Below are 19,127 nucleotides of genomic sequence, written 5' to 3'. Positions count from 1 at the left end.
TATAGGTTGGCAAGATATAGCAGTGAGATGGGCATTGACGCACAGTAGAGTGCCCTAGAGGATGTTTTGATCGATAATTGCTCTGCAGTCGGCTATTCGTGTACTGTGCAATAATCGATATCCTTATATGGTCATAGCCAATATTGTATGATAGCTCCAATACAGAGCACAAAGATCCACTATGAGTTCGGAATACGATACCACGGAGACGCTCGACGTGAAAGGACAGTCCTGCCCAATGCCTATCGTCAAGACGAAGCAGGCTATCGACGGCCTCGAGGCCGGTAACGTGCTCGAGGTCGTCGCGACCGATTCGGGCAGCATAAGCGACATTCAGGGATGGGCCGACGGTACCGACGGCGTTGAACTGCTCGAGCAGGTCGAGGGCGACGATCTGTACACCCACTACGTGAAGAAGACGGAATAATGAGCACGGACAACCCAACGACGTCGGTCGACGACGCCGACAGCGAGGTCGATGCCGCCGAATTACAGGCCCTACGCGAGCGCGTCGAGGAACTCGAGGCGTCGATGGCTGCGGTCGACGACGGCGACGACCAGCAGAAGATGACGATCGTCGCCACCCAGGGGAGTTTCGATATGGCGTACCCGCCGTTGATCCTCGCGAGTACCGCCGCTGCGTTCGGCTGGGAGGTCATCGTGTTCCACACCTTCTGGGGACTCGACATCCTTCACGAGGAGAAGTCACAGGACCTCAAACTGAGCGCCGTCGGGAATCCGAACATGCCGATGCCGAACGCGCTCGCCGCGCTGCCCGGGATGGACGCGATGGCAACGAAGATGATGCAGAAGAAAATCGACGAGAACGGGACCGCCACTATCGAAGAACTCATCGACGTCTCGCTAGAAAGCGGCGTCGACCTGCAGGCCTGTCAGATGACGATCGAGTTGATGGAATACGATGAGGACGACTTCTACGACGGCGTGACGACGGGTGTCGGCGCGGCCACCGCGATCCAGCACATGGCCGAATCCGACGTTCAGCTTCTGGTTTAGGCGATAGCGGAGATTGTTCCCGCGGAACAAGCGAGGTCGCCACGGACAACGACCAATGCGTCGTCAAAGTCAACGTACTACTCAGCACCGCTGATACATCGCCACCAATCCGTTCCAACAGCCGGAACTGCAAAGTCGATGCCCGTTCTCACCGTGGGCATATGCCCGCTGCACTCGTCACCGGATCGTCCCGCGGTATCGGCAGCGCGACCGCGCTTCGCTTCGCCGCCGACGGCTACGACGTCGCGGTGAACTACCACTCGAGCGAGGACGCCGCCGAACGGGTCGCCGACGACATCCGCGACCACGGCCAGGAGGCGATCGTCGTCGGTGCAGACGTCTCGGACGCCGACGACGCTGCCCAACTGGTCGACGCCACCGCCGACGCGCTCGGGGGCCTCGATCACGTCGTCAACAACGCCGGCATCGACCAGCACGTCCACACCGACGCCCTCGAGCCGGACGACTTCGATCGAATCATGGACGTCAACGTCAACTCCGCGTTCAACGTCACGAAGGCGGCACTGCCACGGCTTCGGGAGTCGACCGACGATCCCTCGGTCACGAACATCTCCTCGATTCTCGCTCATACGGGCGCAGCGATCGAATGTCACTACGCCTCCTCGAAGGGGGCGCTCCTCTCGCTCACCCGGAGCCACGCGGCTGATTTCGCCCCCGAGATCCGCGTGAACGCAGTCGCGCCCGGTCACGTCGAGACGGATATGACCGCCGATCGGACGGCCGAGGAGAAACGCGACGAGCTGGCTCGGATTCCCGTCAACCGGTACGGACAGCCCGAAGACATCGCCGACGCCGTCGCGTACCTCCGCGACGCGACGTTCGTTACGGGCGAGACGCTAAACGTGAACGGCGGCGAATTAATGCAGTAACGGGCCTATCGAGCTGTTCTTCGAGAGGTTTCAGTACTCCCGAAGCCCGGCCTCGATCCGATCGAACCCCTCGTTGAGACGCTCGGTGGAGTTCGCAAACGAGAGCCGCAGCCGTTCCGGGGCCGTGTCTCCGAACCCGCTGCCGGGGGCGAGCACGACGCCGTGTTCCCGCAACAGATATTTCGCGATCGAGAGGCTGTCGTCGTCGATCTCCGTCTCGAGAAACGCGTAGAACGCCCCCTCCGGCCGCGGACAGGACAGCCCGTCGATCTCCCCGACGCGGTCGACGACGAGATCCCGCCGCCGTCGGAACGCTCGATACATCTCCTCGAACGGCTCCTGTGGCCCCGTGAGTGCGGCGATCGCGGCGTGTTGGGCCACGCTCGAGGCACAGGCGGTCGTCGATTCGTGAATCTTGGTAACTTCGTCGATGAGGTGGCTATCGCCCGCGAGCCAGCCCAGTCGCCAGCCGGTCATCGCGTACGCCTTCGAACAGGAGCCGACGGTCAACACGTGGTCGGGGTGGCCGGTGTACGCGGCGATTCCCTCGGCCGCGCCGTCGTAGGTAAGCCCGAGGTACACTTCGTCGGCGATCACGTAGGCGTCGTGGTCGGCAGCGGCTTCGACGACCGCACGGCACTCGTCGCGATCGAACACCCGGCCGGTCGGATTCGACGGCGTCGTGAGCACGACCGCTGCGGTGTCGTCGCTCATCGCCTCGACGACGCGGTCGGCCTCGAGGTCGAACCCCGATTCGGCCGGCATCGGCACCTCGCGGAACGATCCGTCCGCGAGGAGGGCCTGGGTCTCGTAATTCGGCCACGTGGGACCGGGAACGATAACCTCCTCGTCGGGCGAGACCGTCGCCAGAATCGCCAGATGGAGCGCCTCCATTCCGCCCACGGTGACCACGACCTCATCGGGATTGTGCATCACGCCGAAATTCTCGGCCAGCGTCTCGCTGATCGCCCGCCGACACGCCGGCAGTCCCGCGTTCGGCGTGTAGTGTGTCGCCCCCTCGCGAGCGGCCTGCGCGGCCGCGTCGATAACGTGTTCGGGCGTATCGAAATCGGGTTCGCCGACCTCGAGTCGGACGAGGTCGCCGTCGTGGCGTTCCGCGAGATCGAACATGATACGGATACTCGAGCGTTCGGCTCGGCGGACTCGCTCCGTTGGCGTTGGCATACACAATCACTGGTGAGCCGTTCCAAAAGCAGTTGGATGGCGGAAATCACTGCAGGACACTCGCGGCCGGAACGAACGGAGTCGGGGGACGTCGAAACCCGAGACGTCCCACCGCCACGGCTCACGGACGGGAGTCGAGTGGGCAGAAACGCGAGTACCCCTACCCGCTGCCCACTTCGTACACAATCCGGTAGTGCAAGGAATAATATACTTTGTGGTCACGAGACGCGATTTCGAGCGAGTCCCCGCTTCGGTCAAAAAGAAGGCTTATACCGATCGGCTTGACCTATCAGGGTATGTCAGCCGACGTCCGACTTCCCAACCTCGTTACAATTATCGGGAGAGGTAGTCTCTCGAACTACGAAATCAGCGTTGACGGCGCTATCGAACTGGTGGGTGCCGATCCGCTCGAGGAGGCGACGGTCGTTTCAGAACACGCCGCGGAAGGTGCGGTCGAGACCGGGGTCATGCGGTTCCGATTTTCCGGCCAGGTGCGGAACGTCCATCTCGCCGATTGGAGCGGGGTTACCTCGCCTGAGTCGCCGCGAACTCCGGACGTTCACGTCGATTACGGTGTCCCGGTTCGAGAAGACAGCAGGTGACCGCGACGGGTTTTGTTTCATACTGTTGAATAGAACGACGTGAATCCGATCGTTTTGCTGGGGTCGTCACCGCGGGCGACGACCCCGAATTCACGATCGGCTTCGTATTGACTTCTGTCAGACAGTATCAGCAGGCGGTTCCACGATTCTATTCTCGATGGACTGCCTGCGTCACGTGGTTCGAGACGCCGAAAGCGTCTCCGCATCAAACGAAACCGTCGGTCTCGCGGACAGAGCAATTGCTGTGGAATCGCTTACAGTGGGCGGAGATCACCGACGACCTCGCGGGAGCGTTGCTCGCGCTTGGCTCCGCTCGGTCACGGAAAACGTTGTCTTCCGTACGACTCCTAGGCACTCACGGTGCTTTTTTTAGTAGATCAGTTCGTCGTCGTTCTCAACCATGTACAGCGTTCGCGCGGCGATGTTCACCGCGTGATCGCCGACGCGCTCGAGGTCCCGAATCGTCAGTAACATCCGGGAGACGTCCTCGATCAGGGCTTCGTCGCCGGTCACGCCGGTCGTCGCTTCGAGTTCGAGCAAGTCTCGCACGACGACTTCGCTCGCTCCCTCGCAGAGGGCGTCGATCTCGTCGTCCAGCGCCGCGATGTCGCGGGTCGTCTCCGGATCGTCGTCGGCGTACGCCTGCATGGCTTCCTCGACCATTTCGACGGTTTGCGTGCCGATGTAGCCGATATCGATCTCGGTGTACCGATCTCGTTCGGCCCGCTGTGAGTACTCCGCGAGGTTGACCGCGAGGTCGCCGATTCGCTCGAGGTCGGTGCTGATCTTGAACGAGGCCGCAATGAATCTCAGGTCGCCCGCAACAGGCTGCTGGAGCGCGAACAGGTCGATACACTGCCCCTCGAGATCGAGGTACAGCCGGTTGATCTCGTGATCGCCCGCGATGATCCGCTCTGCGAGGTCGTCGTCTTTAGTTTCGAGGGCCTCGAGCGCCTTCCGAAGCCGCTGACAGACGAGTTCGCTCATCTCGAGGACGCTCTCGCGCAGTTCCGCAAGCTGTCGCCGGTAGTCGTTTCGTGCCATGGTTAGCCGAATTTGCCGGTGATGTAGTCCTCTACGCGGTTGTCGTCGGGGTTCTCGAAAATCGTCGTCGTGTCGTCGAACTCGACGAGTTCGCCGCCGGTGAGGAAGACCGCGGTCTTGTCCGAGATCCGCGCCGCCTGCTGCATGTTGTGCGTGACGATGACGACCGTGTACTCTTCGGCCAGATCGGCGATCAGATCCTCGATCTTCGACGTCGCGATCGGATCGAGCGCCGACGCCGGTTCGTCCATCAGAAGGACCTCTGGGTCCGGGGCGATAGCGCGAGCGATACAGAGACGCTGTTGCTGGCCGCCCGAGAGGTCGAGGCCCGAGGAATCGAGTTTATCCTTCACCTCGTCCCACAGCGCCGCGGCGCGTAACGCCCGTTCTACTGCCTCGTCGAGATTGACGTCGTCGTCTTTCCCCTGAACGCGCAGGCCGTAGGCGACGTTATCGTGGATCGATTTCGGGAACGGGTTCGGTTTCTGGAACACCATCCCGATCTTCCGGCGCAGGGCGACGGGATCGACGTCCTCGTCGTAAACGTTTTTCCCCTGAAAGTAGAGGTCGCCGTCGATGCGTGCGGCGTCGATCTGGTCGTTCATCCGGTTAATCGAGCGCAGGAACGTCGACTTCCCACAGCCCGAGGGGCCGATCATCGCCGTGACCTTCGTTTCGGGAATCTCGATCGAGACGTCGTCGATCGCCCGCTCGTCGCCGTAGTAGACGTCGAGGTTCGTCGCCTCGAGGACGGTTTCGTCGGGACGGTCGCGTGCTCCAATTGCGACGTTCTGTACACCCGTCTTGATGATCGGCTCGTTGTTTTGCTCTGTTGACATGCTATAGATCCCTCTCGTATTTGTTTCGCAGGTAGATCGCGATCCCGTTCATGGCGAACAGAAACGCGAGCAACACGGCGATCCCGGTCGCCGCGAGGTGGATGAAGTGAGGCTCCGGTTCGGCCGCCCAGTTGTAGATCTGGGTCGGCATCGCGCTGAAGCGATCGAAGGGGCCCCACGCGATTCGGTTCGTAAACAGCGCCCCGACCATGATCAGCGGTGCCGTCTCGCCGATCGCTCGAGCGAGCGCGAGGATGGTTCCGGTCATGATGCCGGGCATCGCGGCCGGGAGCACGACCCCACGAATCGTCTGCCATTTCGTCGCGCCGGTCGCGTACGAGCCGTTTCGCATGCTGTCGGGTACCGCCCGAAGCGCTTCCTGCGTGGAGACGATGATGATCGGCATCACCAGCAGCGCGAGCGCAATTGCCCCGGCCAACAGGATCGGACCCAGACCGATTCCATTGACGAACGCGGCCAGCGCGAGCAGCCCGTAGACGATCGACGGAACGCCGGCGAGATTCGCCAGGTTCGCCTCGATGAGTCGCGTGACTCGGTTGTCCGGCGCGTACTCCTCGAGGTAGATCGCCGAGCCGACGCCGACGAAAAACGCCAGTATTGCGGTGAAGATCATCAGCATCACCGAGGCGACGATCGCCCCCCTGAACCCGGCCAACTCTTGACGACGCGAACCGTCGCGGGTGAAGAAGTCGATCAGGCTGATGCCGAACTCGGTCTGTCCTCGGTAGAAGTCGGTCACGACGTCGAGCAGTAAGAGCGCCAGCATGACGACACCGAACATCGACGCGGCGAAGATGATGCCGAGGAAGATCCGGTTCTTGCGGTGTTCCCACCCGAGGTCGATGTCGGTAAACGGCGTCTCTTCGGATTCGGCAAACGGCGCGTCGTCGGTATCGGTACTCATCGGTACTCCTCCTGGAAGCGTCGCTTGAACCAGTCGTTGAGCAAGTTCATCGCCAGTGTCATGAGGAACAACAGGAGTCCGACGGCGAACAGGCTCTGGTAGTCGACGGTCCCGACCGCCGACGTGCCGCGGGCCCGAGACACCATGTACGCCGTCATCGTCATGACCTCGTCGAACGGGTTCGCGGTGATGTTCGCGTTGAACCCGGCGGCGAGGGTCACGGCCATCGTCTCGCCGATCGCTCGCGAGACCGCGAGGATGTACGACGCGAAGACGCCCGAGATCGAGGCCGGGAGCACGATTCGCGTCGAGACGTTGTACTTCGTCGCGCCGAGCGCGTACGCGCCGTTTCTGAGGTCGTCCGGAACTGCGCTCATCGCGTCTTCGCTGATCGAAGACACCATCGGAATCGTCATGATCCCGACGACGAGCATCCCCGAGAGGAGACTGTATCGACCGAGATTAATGCCGAACAGCGCACCGGCGATCGGGCCGAGGATGACCGGATTGATGAAGGCGATCGCGAAGTAGCCGTAGACGATCGTCGGGATCCCGGCGAGAATCTCGAGCGTCGGTTTGAGCTTCGAACGAACCGCCGGCGAGGCGTACTCCGAGAGGTAGATCGCGGTCGCGGTGCCGATCGGAATCGAGACGAACGCCGCGCCGACGGTGATCGCGAGCGTCCCGAAGATGATCGGGAGCGCCCCGTGGGACGGCGTCGCATGGGACGGTGCCCACCGGGTTCCGGTGAAGAACTCGGTGAACGTGACCGTCTGCTCAACGCTTGCGCCCATGAGCATCTCGGTGAACCGCGCACCGAAGAAGTAGCTGGCGGCGTTATCGAACAGCACGAAAAAAATCGCGAGCGTCGTGAGGACCGTGATCGACGCACACCCGAAGAGAATGCGTCGTGCCCGGCGGTTCGACTCGATATCGTCTCGAGCGGTACCGCCGGTAATTCCCGGTCCGGGGTCGGTTTCAGTGCTCATCGTGTTTCCTTTCGGTTACGCTCGCTGAACGGTGATATCGTCCGGATCCGATCCGACTTGATCGAGCCAGTCGTCGATCTTGTCGTGGTTTGCCTCCTGGGCTTCGTCGGTCGTCGCGTAGAACCCTTCGTCGCGTGCGAAGTCGTGTTGGTTGTTGACGTAGAAGCGAGCGAACGAGCCGATTAAGTCGGGTTCTTCCTCGAGACTCGCGAGGTTGATGTACGCGAACAACGGGCGGGCGAGCGGCGAGTAGGTTCCTTCCTCGATGTTTTCCTGTTCGGGTAGGTAGAACTCGCCGTCCGCGTCGCTCTCGACGGGGACCGCTTCGATCGGTTGGTCGTCTTCGATGGCACGAAGGTAGCCGAGACCGCCCCAGCCGAAGCCGTGTTCGTTGCTGGCAACGGCGTTCATGATCTCGTTGGTCTGGCTGGTCGCGGAGTAGTCGTCGCGGATGTTCCCCAGTTCGCCGTTGATCGCCTCGGTGAAGTAGTCGAACGTCCCTGAGGCATCGTCGCGAGCATGGAGTTCCATGTCCTCGTCGGGCCACTCAGAGCGAACGTCGCTCCAGGTCTCCACGTCCGACTCGAACTCCCAGATCTGTTGCAGTTCGTCGAGCGTGATATTGTCGACCCAGTCGTTTTCCGAGTTCTTCACGACCGACAGCCCGTCGAGTCCGACCTCGATGAAGCCGTAATCGACGTCCTCCTCCTCACAGAGACCGATCTCGTCTTCGGTGATCTCTCGACTCGCGCTCTGGACGGCGGAATTGCCACGACAGAACTCCTGAAACCCAGCACCCGTTCCCTCGGGGGCGACGTCGACGAGTACGTCCGGATACTCGTTCTCGAAGTTCTCGCCCGCCCACGAGGTGATCGGGGCGACCGTGTTCGACCCGGACGCGTCGATCGTTCCGGACGGACCGTCGCTGCCTCCGGCACTGCAGCCCGCGAGCGCCGTAATGCCTGCGGCGCCGGTTCCGACGAGGAATCCTCGCCGCGATGTCATCCCGATTCTACCGGTTTCGGACGTGTTGTCCGTCATCAGATGAGTCGTGGTGTGTATTATATAAAGAGGATGCTATGATCTATATATCTATTCGCGTAGCTCAATATCCGTCTCCGTATCCGACTATAGATATCGGAACACGGTAGAACAGCCGTCGACAAGCAGTTCTCGGGACGAGCGTTGAACGGACGACTGCTCGATAACAGACCCTCGAAGCGACCCTCTTCGTCGGAATCACCAGTACCGAACAATCCCGACATCCCTTCTAAACGGTGTATAACCCACTCTTTGAACGACAATACACGGTCACCGATCCGCCACCTCGTTCTGTCTCGGCGACTATCCGAATCCGTATCCATATCTATATAGTAATATGTTTGTTTCCCGTTCTCTGCATACTAGTACAGTTGAATGTGTTCGCTATATCCCCGAATATACCCTATTTGATCCCCCATTCCCGAATCCCGCGATAGCTCTATAGATCCAGGTAGATTTATATTCTATTCGTGAAAATCGCCACCCATGGAGACCCGAAAGGTCCAGGTGACCGGTGGATCGACGTATACGGTGTCGCTCCCGAAAACGTGGGCAACCGAAAACGGTATCAGCAGCGGCTCGACCGTGGAGCTCTACTCGGAGGACGACACGCTACTGGTCACGCCACAGCGCGACGCCGACCATCAAGAAGGCACGCTCGAGGTCGCCACGCTCGAGGACGAACAGCTCGTGCGAGCCATTCTCACAATGTACGTCAGCGGGTTCGACATCATTCGGCTCGAGGCAGGTCGCATCACGACGGACCAGCGACGGGCGATTCGCAACGCCGTGCAGGGACTCGTCGGCGTCGAGATCGTCGAGGAGTCGACGGAGGCCGTCGTCGTTCAGGATCTGCTGGACTCCTCGGAGCTGTCGATCGTCAACGCCGTGACCCGAATGCGGCTGATCGCAACCTCGATGCTCGAGGACGCACTCACGGCCCTCGTCGAGAACGACGACGACATGGCACGGGACGTCGTCGAACGCGACGACGACGTCGATCGGCTCTTTCTCGTCGTTTCGCGGATCTTCCGAGCGACGCTTCGGTCTCCCCGCGCCGCCGAGGGGCTCGGTGTCTCCCGCGAGGACTGCTTCGATTTTCACTCGAGCGCCCGGCAACTCGAGCGGGTCGCCGACCACGCCGTCAAGATTAGCCAGCTCGCCCAGAAGCTCGACGACATTCCCGAGGACGTCGCCGACGGACTGCTCGAACTGCACGCCGATGCATCGACGATTCTCGAGCAGTCGATGGACGCCCTGTTCGCCGAGGACACCGACGAGGCGGCCGATCTCGGTCACGACGCGCTCGAATCCGTTCTGGCCATCGACGAACACACCCGGTCGATCGACGACATGCTCCGCGATCTCGATCCCGTACGGGCTCAGTCGCTCGGCCTGATTCTCGACTCGCTCTCCCGCAGTGCCGACTACGGCGGGAACATCGCCGAGACGGCACTGCAGAAGGCAGCGCCGAGACCGTAGCGAGTCGACTGCGGACTCCAAAGTCGCGCTTCGATCACGCTTGATACGGACTGCTGTACCGAGTTCCCCGTCCAACTACGACTGTGGTGGCGCCGGTACTGACCTACAGTAGCCGGATGAGGAGGGAGGTCAAGTGGCGGACAGTACTCCGGACACTGTGGTGTTCGAACCGGACCGATCGGCCGCGAAACGCTCGAGAAAAGCTGTGTCGTCGGAACCGAAAAAAGCGAGTTGACGGTCGCCACCCGAGGAAAGAACTCGTCGTTCAGAACCCAGTCACGGAGACTGCTGTTGCACCGCCTGATAGTACTGCCCGAACTGCAGCCTATCGTTCCGCGAAAGCTCGATGTCGTTGTCGGCCAGCAACTCGAGCATCTGCTTTGGCTCGCAGTCGTACCACATCGAGAGCAGGCGCACGTTCTTCTGTGCGTAGTCGTAGTTGCGCTCGAGGACGTGCGGATCTACTGGGTTGACCTCGGGCGAACTCATACCAAACTGGTCGGTTATCCAGTCATGTAAACCTAGTTCATCTTCTCATTGATGTCCAGTTTTGATGTCCACATGTAATCGAGTAAATTTGTGGCGAAAACGAACAGAAGAACGAACGAAACGGCCGGAGAGGAATTGTCGGTAGATTTGGTGATCTGTTGTGTCTGGCCGTTGTATCGACTATGAGTCGCGTCGGTCACACCCCTTGAGGACTGTAATAGATTTTGTCCACCGATACCCCGAGCGATCGGAGGACCGCCACGTTGCGTTCTCGAGAGGGATCACCGAGTCTCCCCCCAGAGAAAGAACAGAAAGCCGACGCTGATGAACGCAACCGCGGAGAGCGTGCCGAGCCGACCGCTCATGAATCCGGACGTTGCGAACCCGGTCATCATCAGGAGCAGGCCGAGGGCCGTCCCGATGAAATCGATCACCCCCATAGACGGATATTCTTCTATACGTGGATGATCGTACTTGTAAGTAGTGGGCAGTCAACTGGGGTAGTACTCGCGAGGAAGCCCAGTCCGGCGTGTAAATAATCAGAAATATATCTCATCTATGGAGACGGGGAGCTACGTTACTCCCAGCGGCTACAAATTCACATTTAGAGTGTGATTGCTTTGGATACTATCTCCATCGTGATGATTCTGGTCGTTGTTTTCGCTCCTGGAGGGTTTGTTGGAGTTCCCTGTTCAATTTCCCGTAGTGGTTCAAAAGGTCCTGATGGGTGATGATCCCACAGACCTCGAGACCGTCGACGACAACGAGTTTCTTGATACGGTCCTCTTGCATCCGCTTTACCGCGAGCTGTACACTTCGGTTTGGGGCGATAGTTTCCAGCGGATGGCTGGCTACTGCTCGAGTCGGTATTTCCGCGAAAGACTTTCCCGACTGATACCCTGCGTGGATGAGGTCTTTTTCAGTGACGATTCCATAGGGATCTCCGTCAGTGGTGATGACGACACTACCAACGGAATGACTGAGCATCAGTTCTGCGACTCGGTGAAGTGATGACGTGTTCTCACAGGAGATCACGTCTTCTGTCATCACCTCTCGGATCTGCGGGGACATAGCTCGCTATTGGAATAGACTGTATCGGCTCGTGATTAGTTTATTGGGCGAAAAATCGGAGCCAGCGAAGATGGTAATCGAGGCAGATCCATCCCGTGGGAGATTAGAGGGAGGAGTGTACCGAAGTTGAAACGGTTTCCACACCGACCGCACTGTCTCCGGGCCTCGTTTGTTCCGCTCCCGGTCATATCCGTTCCCCGTTTGAGTGTCACTATTCTTACCTTTCGGACTCCAGTGAGATCGGACGTTTGCTGACGTTCGGTGGTTCCGATAGTCAGAGACAACACCACTATGTCCGCAGTAATTTGTGCACTGATTGAAAGTGAATCTTGCAACGACCACGTCGATACGGACAATGGGAGTAGAGATGGTGAACGACCTTTTGCAGTACTCGGGCAGCGCTCGAGAACAGCGGACATGGTGGTGTTCGAGTCGATTCCGACCAGTGGTATGGGAAGTGGATGATGACCCACTGATCAGTTAATCGTGAATCAGAATTTCTGCCGCGACTTGACATCATCTGGTAATCGATGTTCGGAACACCTCTGAAATATTACTATGGGGGTTATACTATCATTTGAATTCAAAGTATTGCAATAGTGTGGTGAACTTCGCTATTCCGAGCAGTCCCATATATTCTTACTACCAGATACACCGTTTTAGGCCCGTAGCACCGCGCCATTTGGTTATGCTATTTAGTTAGACTAATGAATTAGACTAACCGTTATAAATACCACTTTCCAGATATTAGCTATCCAAATACAGGGAGCTATAATAATTATGTCTACTCAGACATGCTAGCTACTCACCGATCGTTGTTTCTGATTTGCAGGTCCGACAGAGACACGGTTATCGGCCACTACAATAGCCACTGGCAACCAGTGCGTACCTGCTCTCCCGATGGCTGTGCGATAGTGTGAAATCAGGTCCGGTTGGGGCTCTATTCTCGCCCTACTCGAGGTCGATAGGTGCGACTACCGACCACGCGTGGTCCGGGGGACTACGATTCTGTGTTCTCGCTCGAGAGAACGAAGAACTTCATGTCCCCCTGGAAGACAACGGTGTCCTCCTGAGTCGTCATTTCGGTCTCGAAGATGACCAACCCCACGTCATCGCGACTCTCCAGCGATTTCGTCTCGGCAACCTCGATATCGACCGATACGGTGTCGCCGATATACACGGGGTTCGGGAGGTCCATGTAGTTCATGCCCAGAAACGCGAACGCCGTGCGCTCGAGGATGCCGATACGCATGACCATGCCGATCGTCTGTACGAACGTCATCGGGCCGTGGACGATCCGTTCGCCGAATCCACGCTCTTCAGCGTGTTCGCTGTTCGTGTGGAGTTCGTTCCAGTCGCTGGTCATCGCAGAGTGCATGACGACGTCAGTCTCGGTGATCGTTCGGCCGGGGCTCTGGAACGTCTGTCCGACCTCGAACTCCTCGAAGTAATGTGGCTTGTAACTGTATGCCATACCAGTTATTTGGTGACAAGACCCAAATACGTTCCTCGCGGGGCTAATCCGTAGAACACCACCGAACGGAGCACGATCAGGTACTGGCTCGATTGTCAACCGTCTGGTCCACTCTCAGCGCTCACCGATCAGGAGCGTTCTCACGCACGAATTCGATCGTCTCCTCGATCGAGGTTCCCGGCCCGAAAACCGCAGCGACGCCGTCGTCTTTGAGCTGAGTCCGGTCTTCATCGGGGATCACGCCGCCGGCGAGAACGAGCGTGTCGTCTTTGGCACCGTACTCCTCGAGTCCGTCCATGATCTTCGGAACGAGCGTGTCGTGAGCGCCGGAGAGGATCGAAATGCCGAGGACGTCGACGTCCTCCTGGACTGCCGCCTGGACGATTTCATCGGGTGCTTTGTGCAGTCCGGAGTAGATGACTTCGAAGCCGGCATCGCGAAAAGCGCGAGCGATGACGTGGGCGCCGCGGTCGTGTCCGTCCAGTCCGACTTTCGCGACCATACACCGAATACTCTGCTGTTCGCTCTCCGTACTCATGGTCCAGCGTTTCACCGGAAGCGGTATGATTCTATCGGAACCCGCAACGAAACGGCTCTCGCTTTGGTCGCCGAACGTGACTGTCACGTCCGTCTATCGGTTCACCGAATTTTCCGCCGAATCGAGGAAAAGGATTAATCCGATATAGATGGTTGGTACCATATGACAATACGCGAAGCGACGACCGACGATATCGACGACATTCAGCGGGTGGCACAGGACTCGTGGACCGACGACTATCCCGACATTCTGAGCCGTGAATCCATTCAGGAGGGGCTCGACGAGTGGTACTCCGCGGATCGGATCGAGGACTCGATTATCTGGTCGCGGGCGCTGATGGTCGTGGCTGAACGGGACGACGAAATCGTCGGTTTCGCCCACGCGACCTGGGATCACGACGAACAGGAGGGGAACATCCTTCGCGTCTACGTCGCGCCCGACCACCGCAACGAGGGACTCGGTGGACGGTTGCTCGAGGAGACCCGAGACCGATTGACGGATCAGGACGTCGAGCGCATCAAGGCGATGGTGCTCGAAGCCAACGAACCCGGCAACGAGTTCTATCGCGAGTTCGGGTTCGAGCAGGTCTCGACGGAAGCGATCAAGATCGGTGGCGACAGCTACACCGAGTGTACGTACGTGCTTGAGCCGTAGAGGGAAAACAAAAAACGAAACCGCTACCGCTACCGTCTCGGCCGGCTCAGACCGGGCTCAGCTCTTCCTGGTAGGCGCCGTGGTGGTCCTCGAACACCTGCATGATCTCGCCCATCGTCACGTAGGCTTTGACCGCGTCAATGATGTACGGCATGACGTTCTCCTCGGACTCGATCGCGTCCGACAGCGCCTCGAGCGTGGCCTCGACTTCCTCGTCGTCGCGTTCGTCTTTGACGCGCTCGAGGCGGTTGAGTTGGCGGTCGCGCGTCGTCTCGTCGATCTGGAGGATGTCCGGCGAAGTGTCCTCTTCGATGGTGTACTTGTTGACGCCGACGACGACCTCTTCGCCGCGTTCGACGCGTTGCTGGTACTCGTAGCTCGACTCCTGAATTTCGCGCTGGAAGTAGCCCTGATCGATCCCGTCGAGGACGCCGTCGCGGACCGAACCGTCGCCGATCTCTTTGATCTCCTCGATGTACGCCATGATCTCTTCTTCCATCTCGTTGGTGAGCTTCTCGATGGCGAAGCTGCCGCCCATGGGGTCGACGATATCGGCTGCGCCGGACTCGTCGGCGATGATCTGCTGGGTCCGCAAGGCGACGCGGACGGCCTTCTCGCTGGGGAGGGCGAGCGCTTCGTCGAAGCTGTTCGTGTGCAGGGACTGCGTGCCGCCGAGGACGCCGGCGAGGGCCTGAATGGTGACGCGGGCAATGTTGTTCAGCGGCTGCTGGGCGGTCAGCGACTGACCCGCGGTCTGCGTGTGGAACTTGAGCCGTTTCGATTCGGGTCGGTCGGCGTCGTACCAGTCTTCCATCACTCTCGCGTAGATGCGACGGGAGGCGCGGAACTTCGCGATTTCCTCGAAGATTGAGTTGTGAGAGTTGAAGAAAAAGGAGAGCAGCGGCGCGAACTCGTCGACGTCGAGTCCGCGGTCCAGACAGTCTTCGACGTAGGCGAAGCCGTCGGCGAGGGTAAACGCGGCCTCCTGAGCGGCCGTCGAGCCGGCTTCGCGAATATGGTAGCCCGAAATGGAGACGGGGTGGAACTTCGGCGTTTCGTCGACGGCGAACTCGATGGTATCGGTGACGATCTTGAGCGACGGGCTCGGCGGGATCACCCACTCCTTCTGGGCGATGAACTCCTTGAGCATATCGTTCTGGAGGGTTCCACGAACCTCGTCTCGAGGGACGCCCTGCTGGTCGGCCAGCGCGATGTACATCGCGTAGATGACCGCTGCGGAGGGGTTGATCGTAAAGGACGTCGAAACCTCGTCGATGTCGATACCGTCGAAGAGGATTTCCATGTCCGCGAGGGTGTCGACGGCGACGCCCTCCTTTCCGACCTCACCCTCGCTCATCGGGTGGTCGGAGTCGATCCCCATCAGCGACGGCATGTCGAACGCCGTCGAGAGCCCGGTCTGGCCTTCGTCGATGAGGTAGTGGAACCGCTCGTTTGTTTCTTCGGCGGTCCCGAAGCCGGCGAACTGACGCATCGTCCACGTCCGCCCGCGGTACATCGTCGGGTATGGACCGCGCGTATACGGCGGCTCTCCGGGGAATCCGAGATCGTCTTCGAAATCTAGATCGGCGATATCCTCCGGCGTATAGAGTCGGTCTACCTCGTGGTTCGAGACCGTCCCGAAGCGGTCCTTTCGTTCGCCGTGGGCCTCGAGTGTGGGCTCGAGCGTGTCTTCTTCCCACTGCTCGCGCTGGTTGCGAATTCCGTCGAGCTCTTCCTGGTCGAACATTGGTATGAATATCAGTGCCAAGATTCTAAAGTCTTGTTATCGGATGGCCAGTAGTTCCGCTACGTGCCCTCGCGGAATCGTCCGGTCGAGTCCGTCTCCGCTCCTCGTATCGGAATCTCCGCCCTCCGTGGCGGTTGCCTGCTCTTCCTTTCTGGGCGCTATCCGTGCTCCTCTTCACGCCTCCCCCAAATCGTTAAGTGATACTGAGTCGACTGTCACGTATGCACACGATTTTGCTCCCGATCGACGAGAGCGAACAACGCGCGCGTCGCGCAGCCGAAACCGTGATCGGGCTTCCCGGTGGCTCCGAAGCGAAATCAGTCGTCCTCCTCAACGTCGTCGAGGATACCAAACAACCCTGGTTACAGGAGTTCGAGGCCCAGCGCGCCGACGGACGGGAGGATCCCGATCTGCCGGACAGTACGAACGCGGCGTACGAACCCCTCGCAAACGAAGGCATCGCCGTCGAAACGCGACTCGAGCGCGGTGACGTCACCGACCGGATCATCGACGTGGCCGAGGAAATCGACGCCGACAGCATCATCATGAGCGGACGAAAGAAAAGTGCGGCCGGGAAAGTGCTGTTCGGAAGCGTCACGCAGTCAGTGTTGCTCAACGCCGAGCGGCCGGTTACCGTATTGATGAGCGAGTGAATCGCCTCGGGATCGAGCCGTTCGAGAATTTGCGATTCTCGTGAGCGAGGCAATCGAAGATTCCCGGACGGTTCCGAGGCGCTCAGCCTGCTTTTCGGTAGAGACTCGGTCGATCTCGAGTTCTGGCAGCGTCCGCTGAGAATGGGGAGTGGCCAACTCTCGAAAATCGAGCCTCGAGGGGTCTCGATCGAAAATACCGTCTCGAAACGCGAGTCGCGAGCCGCAAGCCGTAGGTTTCGAATCTCGAGTGTCGCAGTCGAACAGCGACGGTCGCCGCGTCAATCGGGTTTCCGATACTCGGCCCAACTGAACACGGCGACGGCGAGCCATCCCACGGCGATGAGTGCGGTTATCTGATTGTCGTTCTGGACGGCGAGCACACCGGTACCGATCCCGATGAGCAGCCACAGCACCGTTCCGAGTCTGGATCCAAAGAGCTGCATAGTGTGAATGTGAAAGATAAAGCAGATTACCAGGGCTGGATTCCCCACCAGAGAATCGGTAGCATGAGCACGGCGAGGGCGATCAACGGCATCGCGCTGTTAAAACGTTCGGTGCCGTCGTCGGGATAGCCGTGCATTTCGTTGATGAGCGATCGGTTGTCCGCCGGGTCCACGTCGAGTGAATCGATACGTTCGGCGGCGAGCGAGACGCCGACGAACGTCAGAATCGAGAGCGGGAACGCGATCATGATCGCGTCGATCCCGAGGTCTGCGGTCAATCCTTCGGCGCCGGCACCGATCCCGCCGAGCGCGTGTGGCGAGAGGATGACGACGGTGAAGAAGCCGACGATGCTCGAGGCGATCGCCCCGTATCGGTTGACCCGAGCCGACCAGACGCCGAGCACGATCGTCGGCGTGATCGCGGCCGCACTGACGGCGAACGCCCACAGGATACTGACGACGAGGAACGCGGGCGGGCTGAGGGCAATCAGGGCGACGACGAGTCCGGCGCCGATGACGGACGCGTAGCCGAACTGCGTCTTGCGGTCTTCGGTGATGTCGAGTTCGAACGCTTCGGTGATGTCGTTCGCGACGGCGGCACTGATCGCAAGCATGTGGCCGCTCACCGTCGAGAGGCCTCCGGCGATGGCGCCGGCGACGACGTACCCGGTCACCGTATCGCCGCTGAACGCGAAGTTGAGGTAGAAGATCATCTTGTCGAAGTCAGCTTCGGCGACTTCGTACCCCTCCTGACCGAGCCAGTAGACGCCGGCGAACGCGACGGAGTAGATCGTCGCGAACATCAGGCCTGTCACGACGACGAACCAGAAGACGGTCTTCCGACCGGCCTCGACGTCGCGGCTGGTGAAGATCCGCTGTGCGAGGTGGGGCATGCCGATCGGACCCAGCGCCATCGCCAGGAACATCGCGAAGTACCATCGCGTATCGAAGGTCATGTCGAAGAAGCCGGGGTTCGTCTGTTCCATCTCCGGGACGAGGTCCCCGTATCCGAGCGGCGGGAAGAACCAGCCCGAGGAGCCGAGCTGGTTCAGCACGAACATCATCGGGATGAACGCCGCCGTCAACATGATCCAGAACTGGAGCGCGGAGTTGTAGGACACACCCCACATTCCCGCGATAACCACGTATCCCGTCACGAGTGCCGCGATAACGAACAGCGAGAGGGTGTAGTCCCAGCCGAACAGGATCTCGGCGATCTGTGCGAGGCCGATGAACTGACCCAGCGCGTACATCAGCATGACGAACACGATGAGTAGCGCCATGACGACGGACATCGTATTCCCGTACCGGTCCTTACAGAACGTCGCCGGGGTGTACGATCCGAGTCGGCGAAGCGTCTGCCCGTACAGGATGACGATCAGCGGGATCGACAGCAGGAAGTTGGTCCACACCGCCAGAAACGGAATCTGGACCTGGACCATCAACGCGACGACGCCCATGAACGTCGCCAGACTCTCCCAGGTCGCCGAGATCGCAGAGCCGTTGACGAACGGGCCGATGGTTCGGCCGGCGACCATGTAGTCGTCCGTTCCCTTGATCCGATTTTTCATGTAGTAACTGATCCCGTAGTACACGACGAACGTCGCAAGGATGATCAGAATCGGAATCGCAAGTTCCTGGAACGTTTCCTGGAACGGATACTCGCCGGCCTGCTGTAGCGGATTAATCATCGGAATCACCCGGCTCAGCACCGACTTCACCGGTCGTTTCGGCGTCTGCTGCCGCTTGCTTCAACTGCTGCTTTTCCTCCATGATGGACGTCGTGACGTACTGGTAATAGATCCAGTACAGGACGAACATCGCTATCGGCCCACCGGCCACCAGCCAGAAGTAGTGGAACGGAAACCCCAACACCGTGAAATCGGGGGTCCCGAATATGGTGAACCAGATCCCCGCGTGTATGACACCGATGAGCGCCAATGCCGCGATCATCGACGCAAGTGCTTCTTTGGTATGTGTCTGCATACACTACCTCTCGTCATAATGCAAGTATTAAATTCTTACGCTGGTAGAGACCTAATAT

22 protein-coding genes are annotated in these 19,127 nt (G+C 59.6%); 7 read left to right on the top strand and 15 right to left on the bottom strand.

Going from position 1 to position 19,127, the window contains the following annotated elements:
* Positions 1–181 precede the first annotated feature (181 nt).
* From GS429_RS00635 to GS429_RS00625, 3 genes are all read left to right on the top strand, one after another.
* Complete coding sequence (locus GS429_RS00635) at positions 182–427, top strand: sulfurtransferase TusA family protein (RefSeq protein WP_160061710.1); 246 nt, start codon at positions 182–184, stop codon at positions 425–427.
* Complete coding sequence (locus GS429_RS00630) at positions 427–1,017, top strand: DsrE/DsrF/DrsH-like family protein (protein ID WP_160061708.1); 591 nt, start codon at positions 427–429, stop codon at positions 1,015–1,017. The genes GS429_RS00635 and GS429_RS00630 overlap by 1 nt, the downstream gene beginning before the upstream one ends.
* A gap of 161 nt (positions 1,018–1,178) precedes the next feature.
* Positions 1,179–1,907, top strand: coding sequence for an SDR family NAD(P)-dependent oxidoreductase (locus tag GS429_RS00625; protein WP_160061706.1), 729 nt, complete (start codon positions 1,179–1,181; stop codon positions 1,905–1,907).
* Positions 1,908–1,937: 30 nt separating this feature from the next.
* Here the strand turns inward: GS429_RS00625 and GS429_RS00620 are convergent, their stop codons facing one another.
* The gene (locus GS429_RS00620) at positions 1,938–3,092 is read right to left on the bottom strand and encodes a pyridoxal phosphate-dependent aminotransferase (RefSeq protein ID WP_160061704.1); all 1,155 of its coding nucleotides are present in this window, start codon (positions 3,090–3,092) and stop codon (positions 1,938–1,940) included.
* A 296-nt stretch (positions 3,093–3,388) separates the two neighbouring features.
* Here GS429_RS00620 and GS429_RS00615 point away from each other — a divergent pair, with 296 nt between their 5' ends.
* Complete coding sequence (locus tag GS429_RS00615; RefSeq protein WP_160061702.1) at positions 3,389–3,694, top strand: hypothetical protein; 306 nt, start codon at positions 3,389–3,391, stop codon at positions 3,692–3,694.
* Between the two features lie 369 nt (positions 3,695–4,063).
* Here the strand turns inward: GS429_RS00615 and phoU are convergent, their stop codons facing one another.
* From phoU to GS429_RS00590, 5 genes are read right to left on the bottom strand one after another with little or no spacing between them, the layout of a single operon-like run.
* Entirely contained in the window at positions 4,064–4,738 is a 675-nt protein-coding gene (gene phoU / locus GS429_RS00610; protein ID WP_160061700.1) for a phosphate signaling complex protein PhoU, read from the bottom strand.
* 2 nt (positions 4,739–4,740) lie between these two features.
* Positions 4,741–5,577 carry a phosphate ABC transporter ATP-binding protein PstB gene (pstB, locus tag GS429_RS00605; protein WP_160061698.1) on the bottom strand — a complete coding sequence of 279 codons (837 nt, stop codon included), beginning with the start codon at positions 5,575–5,577 and terminating at the stop codon, positions 4,741–4,743.
* A 1-nt stretch (position 5,578) separates the two neighbouring features.
* Entirely contained in the window at positions 5,579–6,502 is a 924-nt protein-coding gene (gene pstA / locus GS429_RS00600; protein ID WP_160061696.1) for a phosphate ABC transporter permease PstA, read from the bottom strand.
* A complete protein-coding gene (pstC, locus tag GS429_RS00595; protein WP_160061694.1) occupies positions 6,499–7,491 on the bottom strand; it encodes a phosphate ABC transporter permease subunit PstC in 993 nt (330 codons plus the stop codon). The genes pstA and pstC overlap by 4 nt, the downstream gene beginning before the upstream one ends.
* A gap of 15 nt (positions 7,492–7,506) precedes the next feature.
* The gene (locus GS429_RS00590; protein ID WP_160061692.1) at positions 7,507–8,532 is read right to left on the bottom strand and encodes a substrate-binding domain-containing protein; all 1,026 of its coding nucleotides are present in this window, start codon (positions 8,530–8,532) and stop codon (positions 7,507–7,509) included.
* A 486-nt stretch (positions 8,533–9,018) separates the two neighbouring features.
* Here GS429_RS00590 and GS429_RS00585 point away from each other — a divergent pair, with 486 nt between their 5' ends.
* Positions 9,019–10,014, top strand: coding sequence for a phosphate uptake regulator PhoU (locus tag GS429_RS00585; protein ID WP_160061690.1), 996 nt, complete (start codon positions 9,019–9,021; stop codon positions 10,012–10,014).
* Between the two features lie 276 nt (positions 10,015–10,290).
* Here GS429_RS00585 and GS429_RS00580 read toward each other — a convergent pair whose 3' ends face one another.
* The 5 genes from GS429_RS00580 to GS429_RS00560 all read right to left on the bottom strand — a co-directional run bounded on the left by GS429_RS00580 (position 10,291) and on the right by GS429_RS00560 (position 13,586).
* Positions 10,291–10,503, bottom strand: coding sequence for a hypothetical protein (locus tag GS429_RS00580; RefSeq protein ID WP_160061688.1), 213 nt, complete (start codon positions 10,501–10,503; stop codon positions 10,291–10,293).
* 281 nt (positions 10,504–10,784) lie between these two features.
* Positions 10,785–10,943 (bottom strand): hypothetical protein, encoded by a 159-nt coding sequence (locus tag GS429_RS00575; protein WP_160061686.1) that lies wholly within the window; start codon positions 10,941–10,943, stop codon positions 10,785–10,787.
* Positions 10,944–11,130: 187 nt separating this feature from the next.
* On the bottom strand, positions 11,131–11,550 hold the full coding sequence (locus GS429_RS00570; protein WP_235920696.1) for a CBS domain-containing protein: 420 nt from the start codon (positions 11,548–11,550) through the stop codon (positions 11,131–11,133).
* A gap of 1,024 nt (positions 11,551–12,574) precedes the next feature.
* Positions 12,575–13,048: a MaoC/PaaZ C-terminal domain-containing protein gene (locus tag GS429_RS00565; protein ID WP_160061682.1), complete on the bottom strand. Its 474-nt coding sequence runs from the start codon at positions 13,046–13,048 to the stop codon at positions 12,575–12,577.
* A 121-nt stretch (positions 13,049–13,169) separates the two neighbouring features.
* Positions 13,170–13,586: a cobalamin B12-binding domain-containing protein gene (locus GS429_RS00560; RefSeq protein WP_160061680.1), complete on the bottom strand. Its 417-nt coding sequence runs from the start codon at positions 13,584–13,586 to the stop codon at positions 13,170–13,172.
* A gap of 162 nt (positions 13,587–13,748) precedes the next feature.
* Between GS429_RS00560 and GS429_RS00555 the strand changes: the two genes are divergently transcribed.
* Positions 13,749–14,240: a GNAT family N-acetyltransferase gene (locus GS429_RS00555; protein ID WP_160061678.1), complete on the top strand. Its 492-nt coding sequence runs from the start codon at positions 13,749–13,751 to the stop codon at positions 14,238–14,240.
* Positions 14,241–14,286: 46 nt separating this feature from the next.
* Here GS429_RS00555 and GS429_RS00550 read toward each other — a convergent pair whose 3' ends face one another.
* Complete coding sequence (locus GS429_RS00550) at positions 14,287–15,987, bottom strand: acyl-CoA mutase large subunit family protein (protein WP_160061676.1); 1,701 nt, start codon at positions 15,985–15,987, stop codon at positions 14,287–14,289.
* Between the two features lie 221 nt (positions 15,988–16,208).
* On the opposite strand from GS429_RS00550, the gene GS429_RS00545 reads away from it, so the two are divergent.
* The gene (locus tag GS429_RS00545; protein WP_160061674.1) at positions 16,209–16,640 is read left to right on the top strand and encodes a universal stress protein; all 432 of its coding nucleotides are present in this window, start codon (positions 16,209–16,211) and stop codon (positions 16,638–16,640) included.
* A 278-nt stretch (positions 16,641–16,918) separates the two neighbouring features.
* Here the strand turns inward: GS429_RS00545 and GS429_RS21655 are convergent, their stop codons facing one another.
* Genes GS429_RS21655 through GS429_RS00535 form a run of 3 tightly spaced genes read right to left on the bottom strand, consistent with a single transcriptional unit; the run spans position 16,919 to position 19,069 of the window.
* On the bottom strand, positions 16,919–17,083 hold the full coding sequence (locus GS429_RS21655) for a hypothetical protein (RefSeq protein WP_201293921.1): 165 nt from the start codon (positions 17,081–17,083) through the stop codon (positions 16,919–16,921).
* Positions 17,084–17,109: 26 nt separating this feature from the next.
* Entirely contained in the window at positions 17,110–18,774 is a 1,665-nt protein-coding gene (locus GS429_RS00540; protein WP_160061672.1) for a sodium:solute symporter family protein, read from the bottom strand.
* The gene (locus GS429_RS00535) at positions 18,767–19,069 is read right to left on the bottom strand and encodes a hypothetical protein (RefSeq protein WP_160061670.1); all 303 of its coding nucleotides are present in this window, start codon (positions 19,067–19,069) and stop codon (positions 18,767–18,769) included. The genes GS429_RS00540 and GS429_RS00535 overlap by 8 nt, the downstream gene beginning before the upstream one ends.
* Between the last annotated feature and the right edge of the window lie 58 nt (positions 19,070–19,127).

It is taken from the genome of Natronorubrum halalkaliphilum (genome assembly GCF_009834785.1).
Taxonomy (GTDB): domain Archaea; phylum Halobacteriota; class Halobacteria; order Halobacteriales; family Natrialbaceae; genus Natronorubrum; species Natronorubrum halalkaliphilum.
This window is presented reverse-complemented; position numbering and strand designations above follow the sequence as displayed.

Coding starts and splice junctions, on each gene's coding strand:
- GS429_RS00630 (WP_160061708.1), top strand. CDS start 427: ATGAGCACGGACAACCCAACGACGTCGGTCGACGACGCCGACAGCGAG.
- pstA (WP_160061696.1), bottom strand. CDS start 6,502: ATGAGTACCGATACCGACGACGCGCCGTTTGCCGAATCCGAAGAGACG.
- GS429_RS00560 (WP_160061680.1), bottom strand. CDS start 13,586: ATGAGTACGGAGAGCGAACAGCAGAGTATTCGGTGTATGGTCGCGAAA.
- GS429_RS00585 (WP_160061690.1), top strand. CDS start 9,019: ATGGAGACCCGAAAGGTCCAGGTGACCGGTGGATCGACGTATACGGTG.
- GS429_RS00565 (WP_160061682.1), bottom strand. CDS start 13,048: ATGGCATACAGTTACAAGCCACATTACTTCGAGGAGTTCGAGGTCGGA.
- GS429_RS00615 (WP_160061702.1), top strand. CDS start 3,389: ATGTCAGCCGACGTCCGACTTCCCAACCTCGTTACAATTATCGGGAGA.
- GS429_RS00575 (WP_160061686.1), bottom strand. CDS start 10,943: ATGGGGGTGATCGATTTCATCGGGACGGCCCTCGGCCTGCTCCTGATG.
- GS429_RS00590 (WP_160061692.1), bottom strand. CDS start 8,532: ATGACGGACAACACGTCCGAAACCGGTAGAATCGGGATGACATCGCGG.
- GS429_RS00535 (WP_160061670.1), bottom strand. CDS start 19,069: ATGCAGACACATACCAAAGAAGCACTTGCGTCGATGATCGCGGCATTG.
- GS429_RS00635 (WP_160061710.1), top strand. CDS start 182: ATGAGTTCGGAATACGATACCACGGAGACGCTCGACGTGAAAGGACAG.
- GS429_RS00545 (WP_160061674.1), top strand. CDS start 16,209: ATGCACACGATTTTGCTCCCGATCGACGAGAGCGAACAACGCGCGCGT.
- GS429_RS00540 (WP_160061672.1), bottom strand. CDS start 18,774: ATGATTAATCCGCTACAGCAGGCCGGCGAGTATCCGTTCCAGGAAACG.
- GS429_RS00550 (WP_160061676.1), bottom strand. CDS start 15,987: ATGTTCGACCAGGAAGAGCTCGACGGAATTCGCAACCAGCGCGAGCAG.
- GS429_RS00625 (WP_160061706.1), top strand. CDS start 1,179: ATGCCCGCTGCACTCGTCACCGGATCGTCCCGCGGTATCGGCAGCGCG.
- pstB (WP_160061698.1), bottom strand. CDS start 5,577: ATGTCAACAGAGCAAAACAACGAGCCGATCATCAAGACGGGTGTACAG.
- GS429_RS00570 (WP_235920696.1), bottom strand. CDS start 11,550: ATGACAGAAGACGTGATCTCCTGTGAGAACACGTCATCACTTCACCGA.
- pstC (WP_160061694.1), bottom strand. CDS start 7,491: ATGAGCACTGAAACCGACCCCGGACCGGGAATTACCGGCGGTACCGCT.
- GS429_RS00555 (WP_160061678.1), top strand. CDS start 13,749: ATGACAATACGCGAAGCGACGACCGACGATATCGACGACATTCAGCGG.
- phoU (WP_160061700.1), bottom strand. CDS start 4,738: ATGGCACGAAACGACTACCGGCGACAGCTTGCGGAACTGCGCGAGAGC.
- GS429_RS00580 (WP_160061688.1), bottom strand. CDS start 10,503: ATGAGTTCGCCCGAGGTCAACCCAGTAGATCCGCACGTCCTCGAGCGC.
- GS429_RS00620 (WP_160061704.1), bottom strand. CDS start 3,092: ATGCCAACGCCAACGGAGCGAGTCCGCCGAGCCGAACGCTCGAGTATC.
- GS429_RS21655 (WP_201293921.1), bottom strand. CDS start 17,083: ATGCAGCTCTTTGGATCCAGACTCGGAACGGTGCTGTGGCTGCTCATC.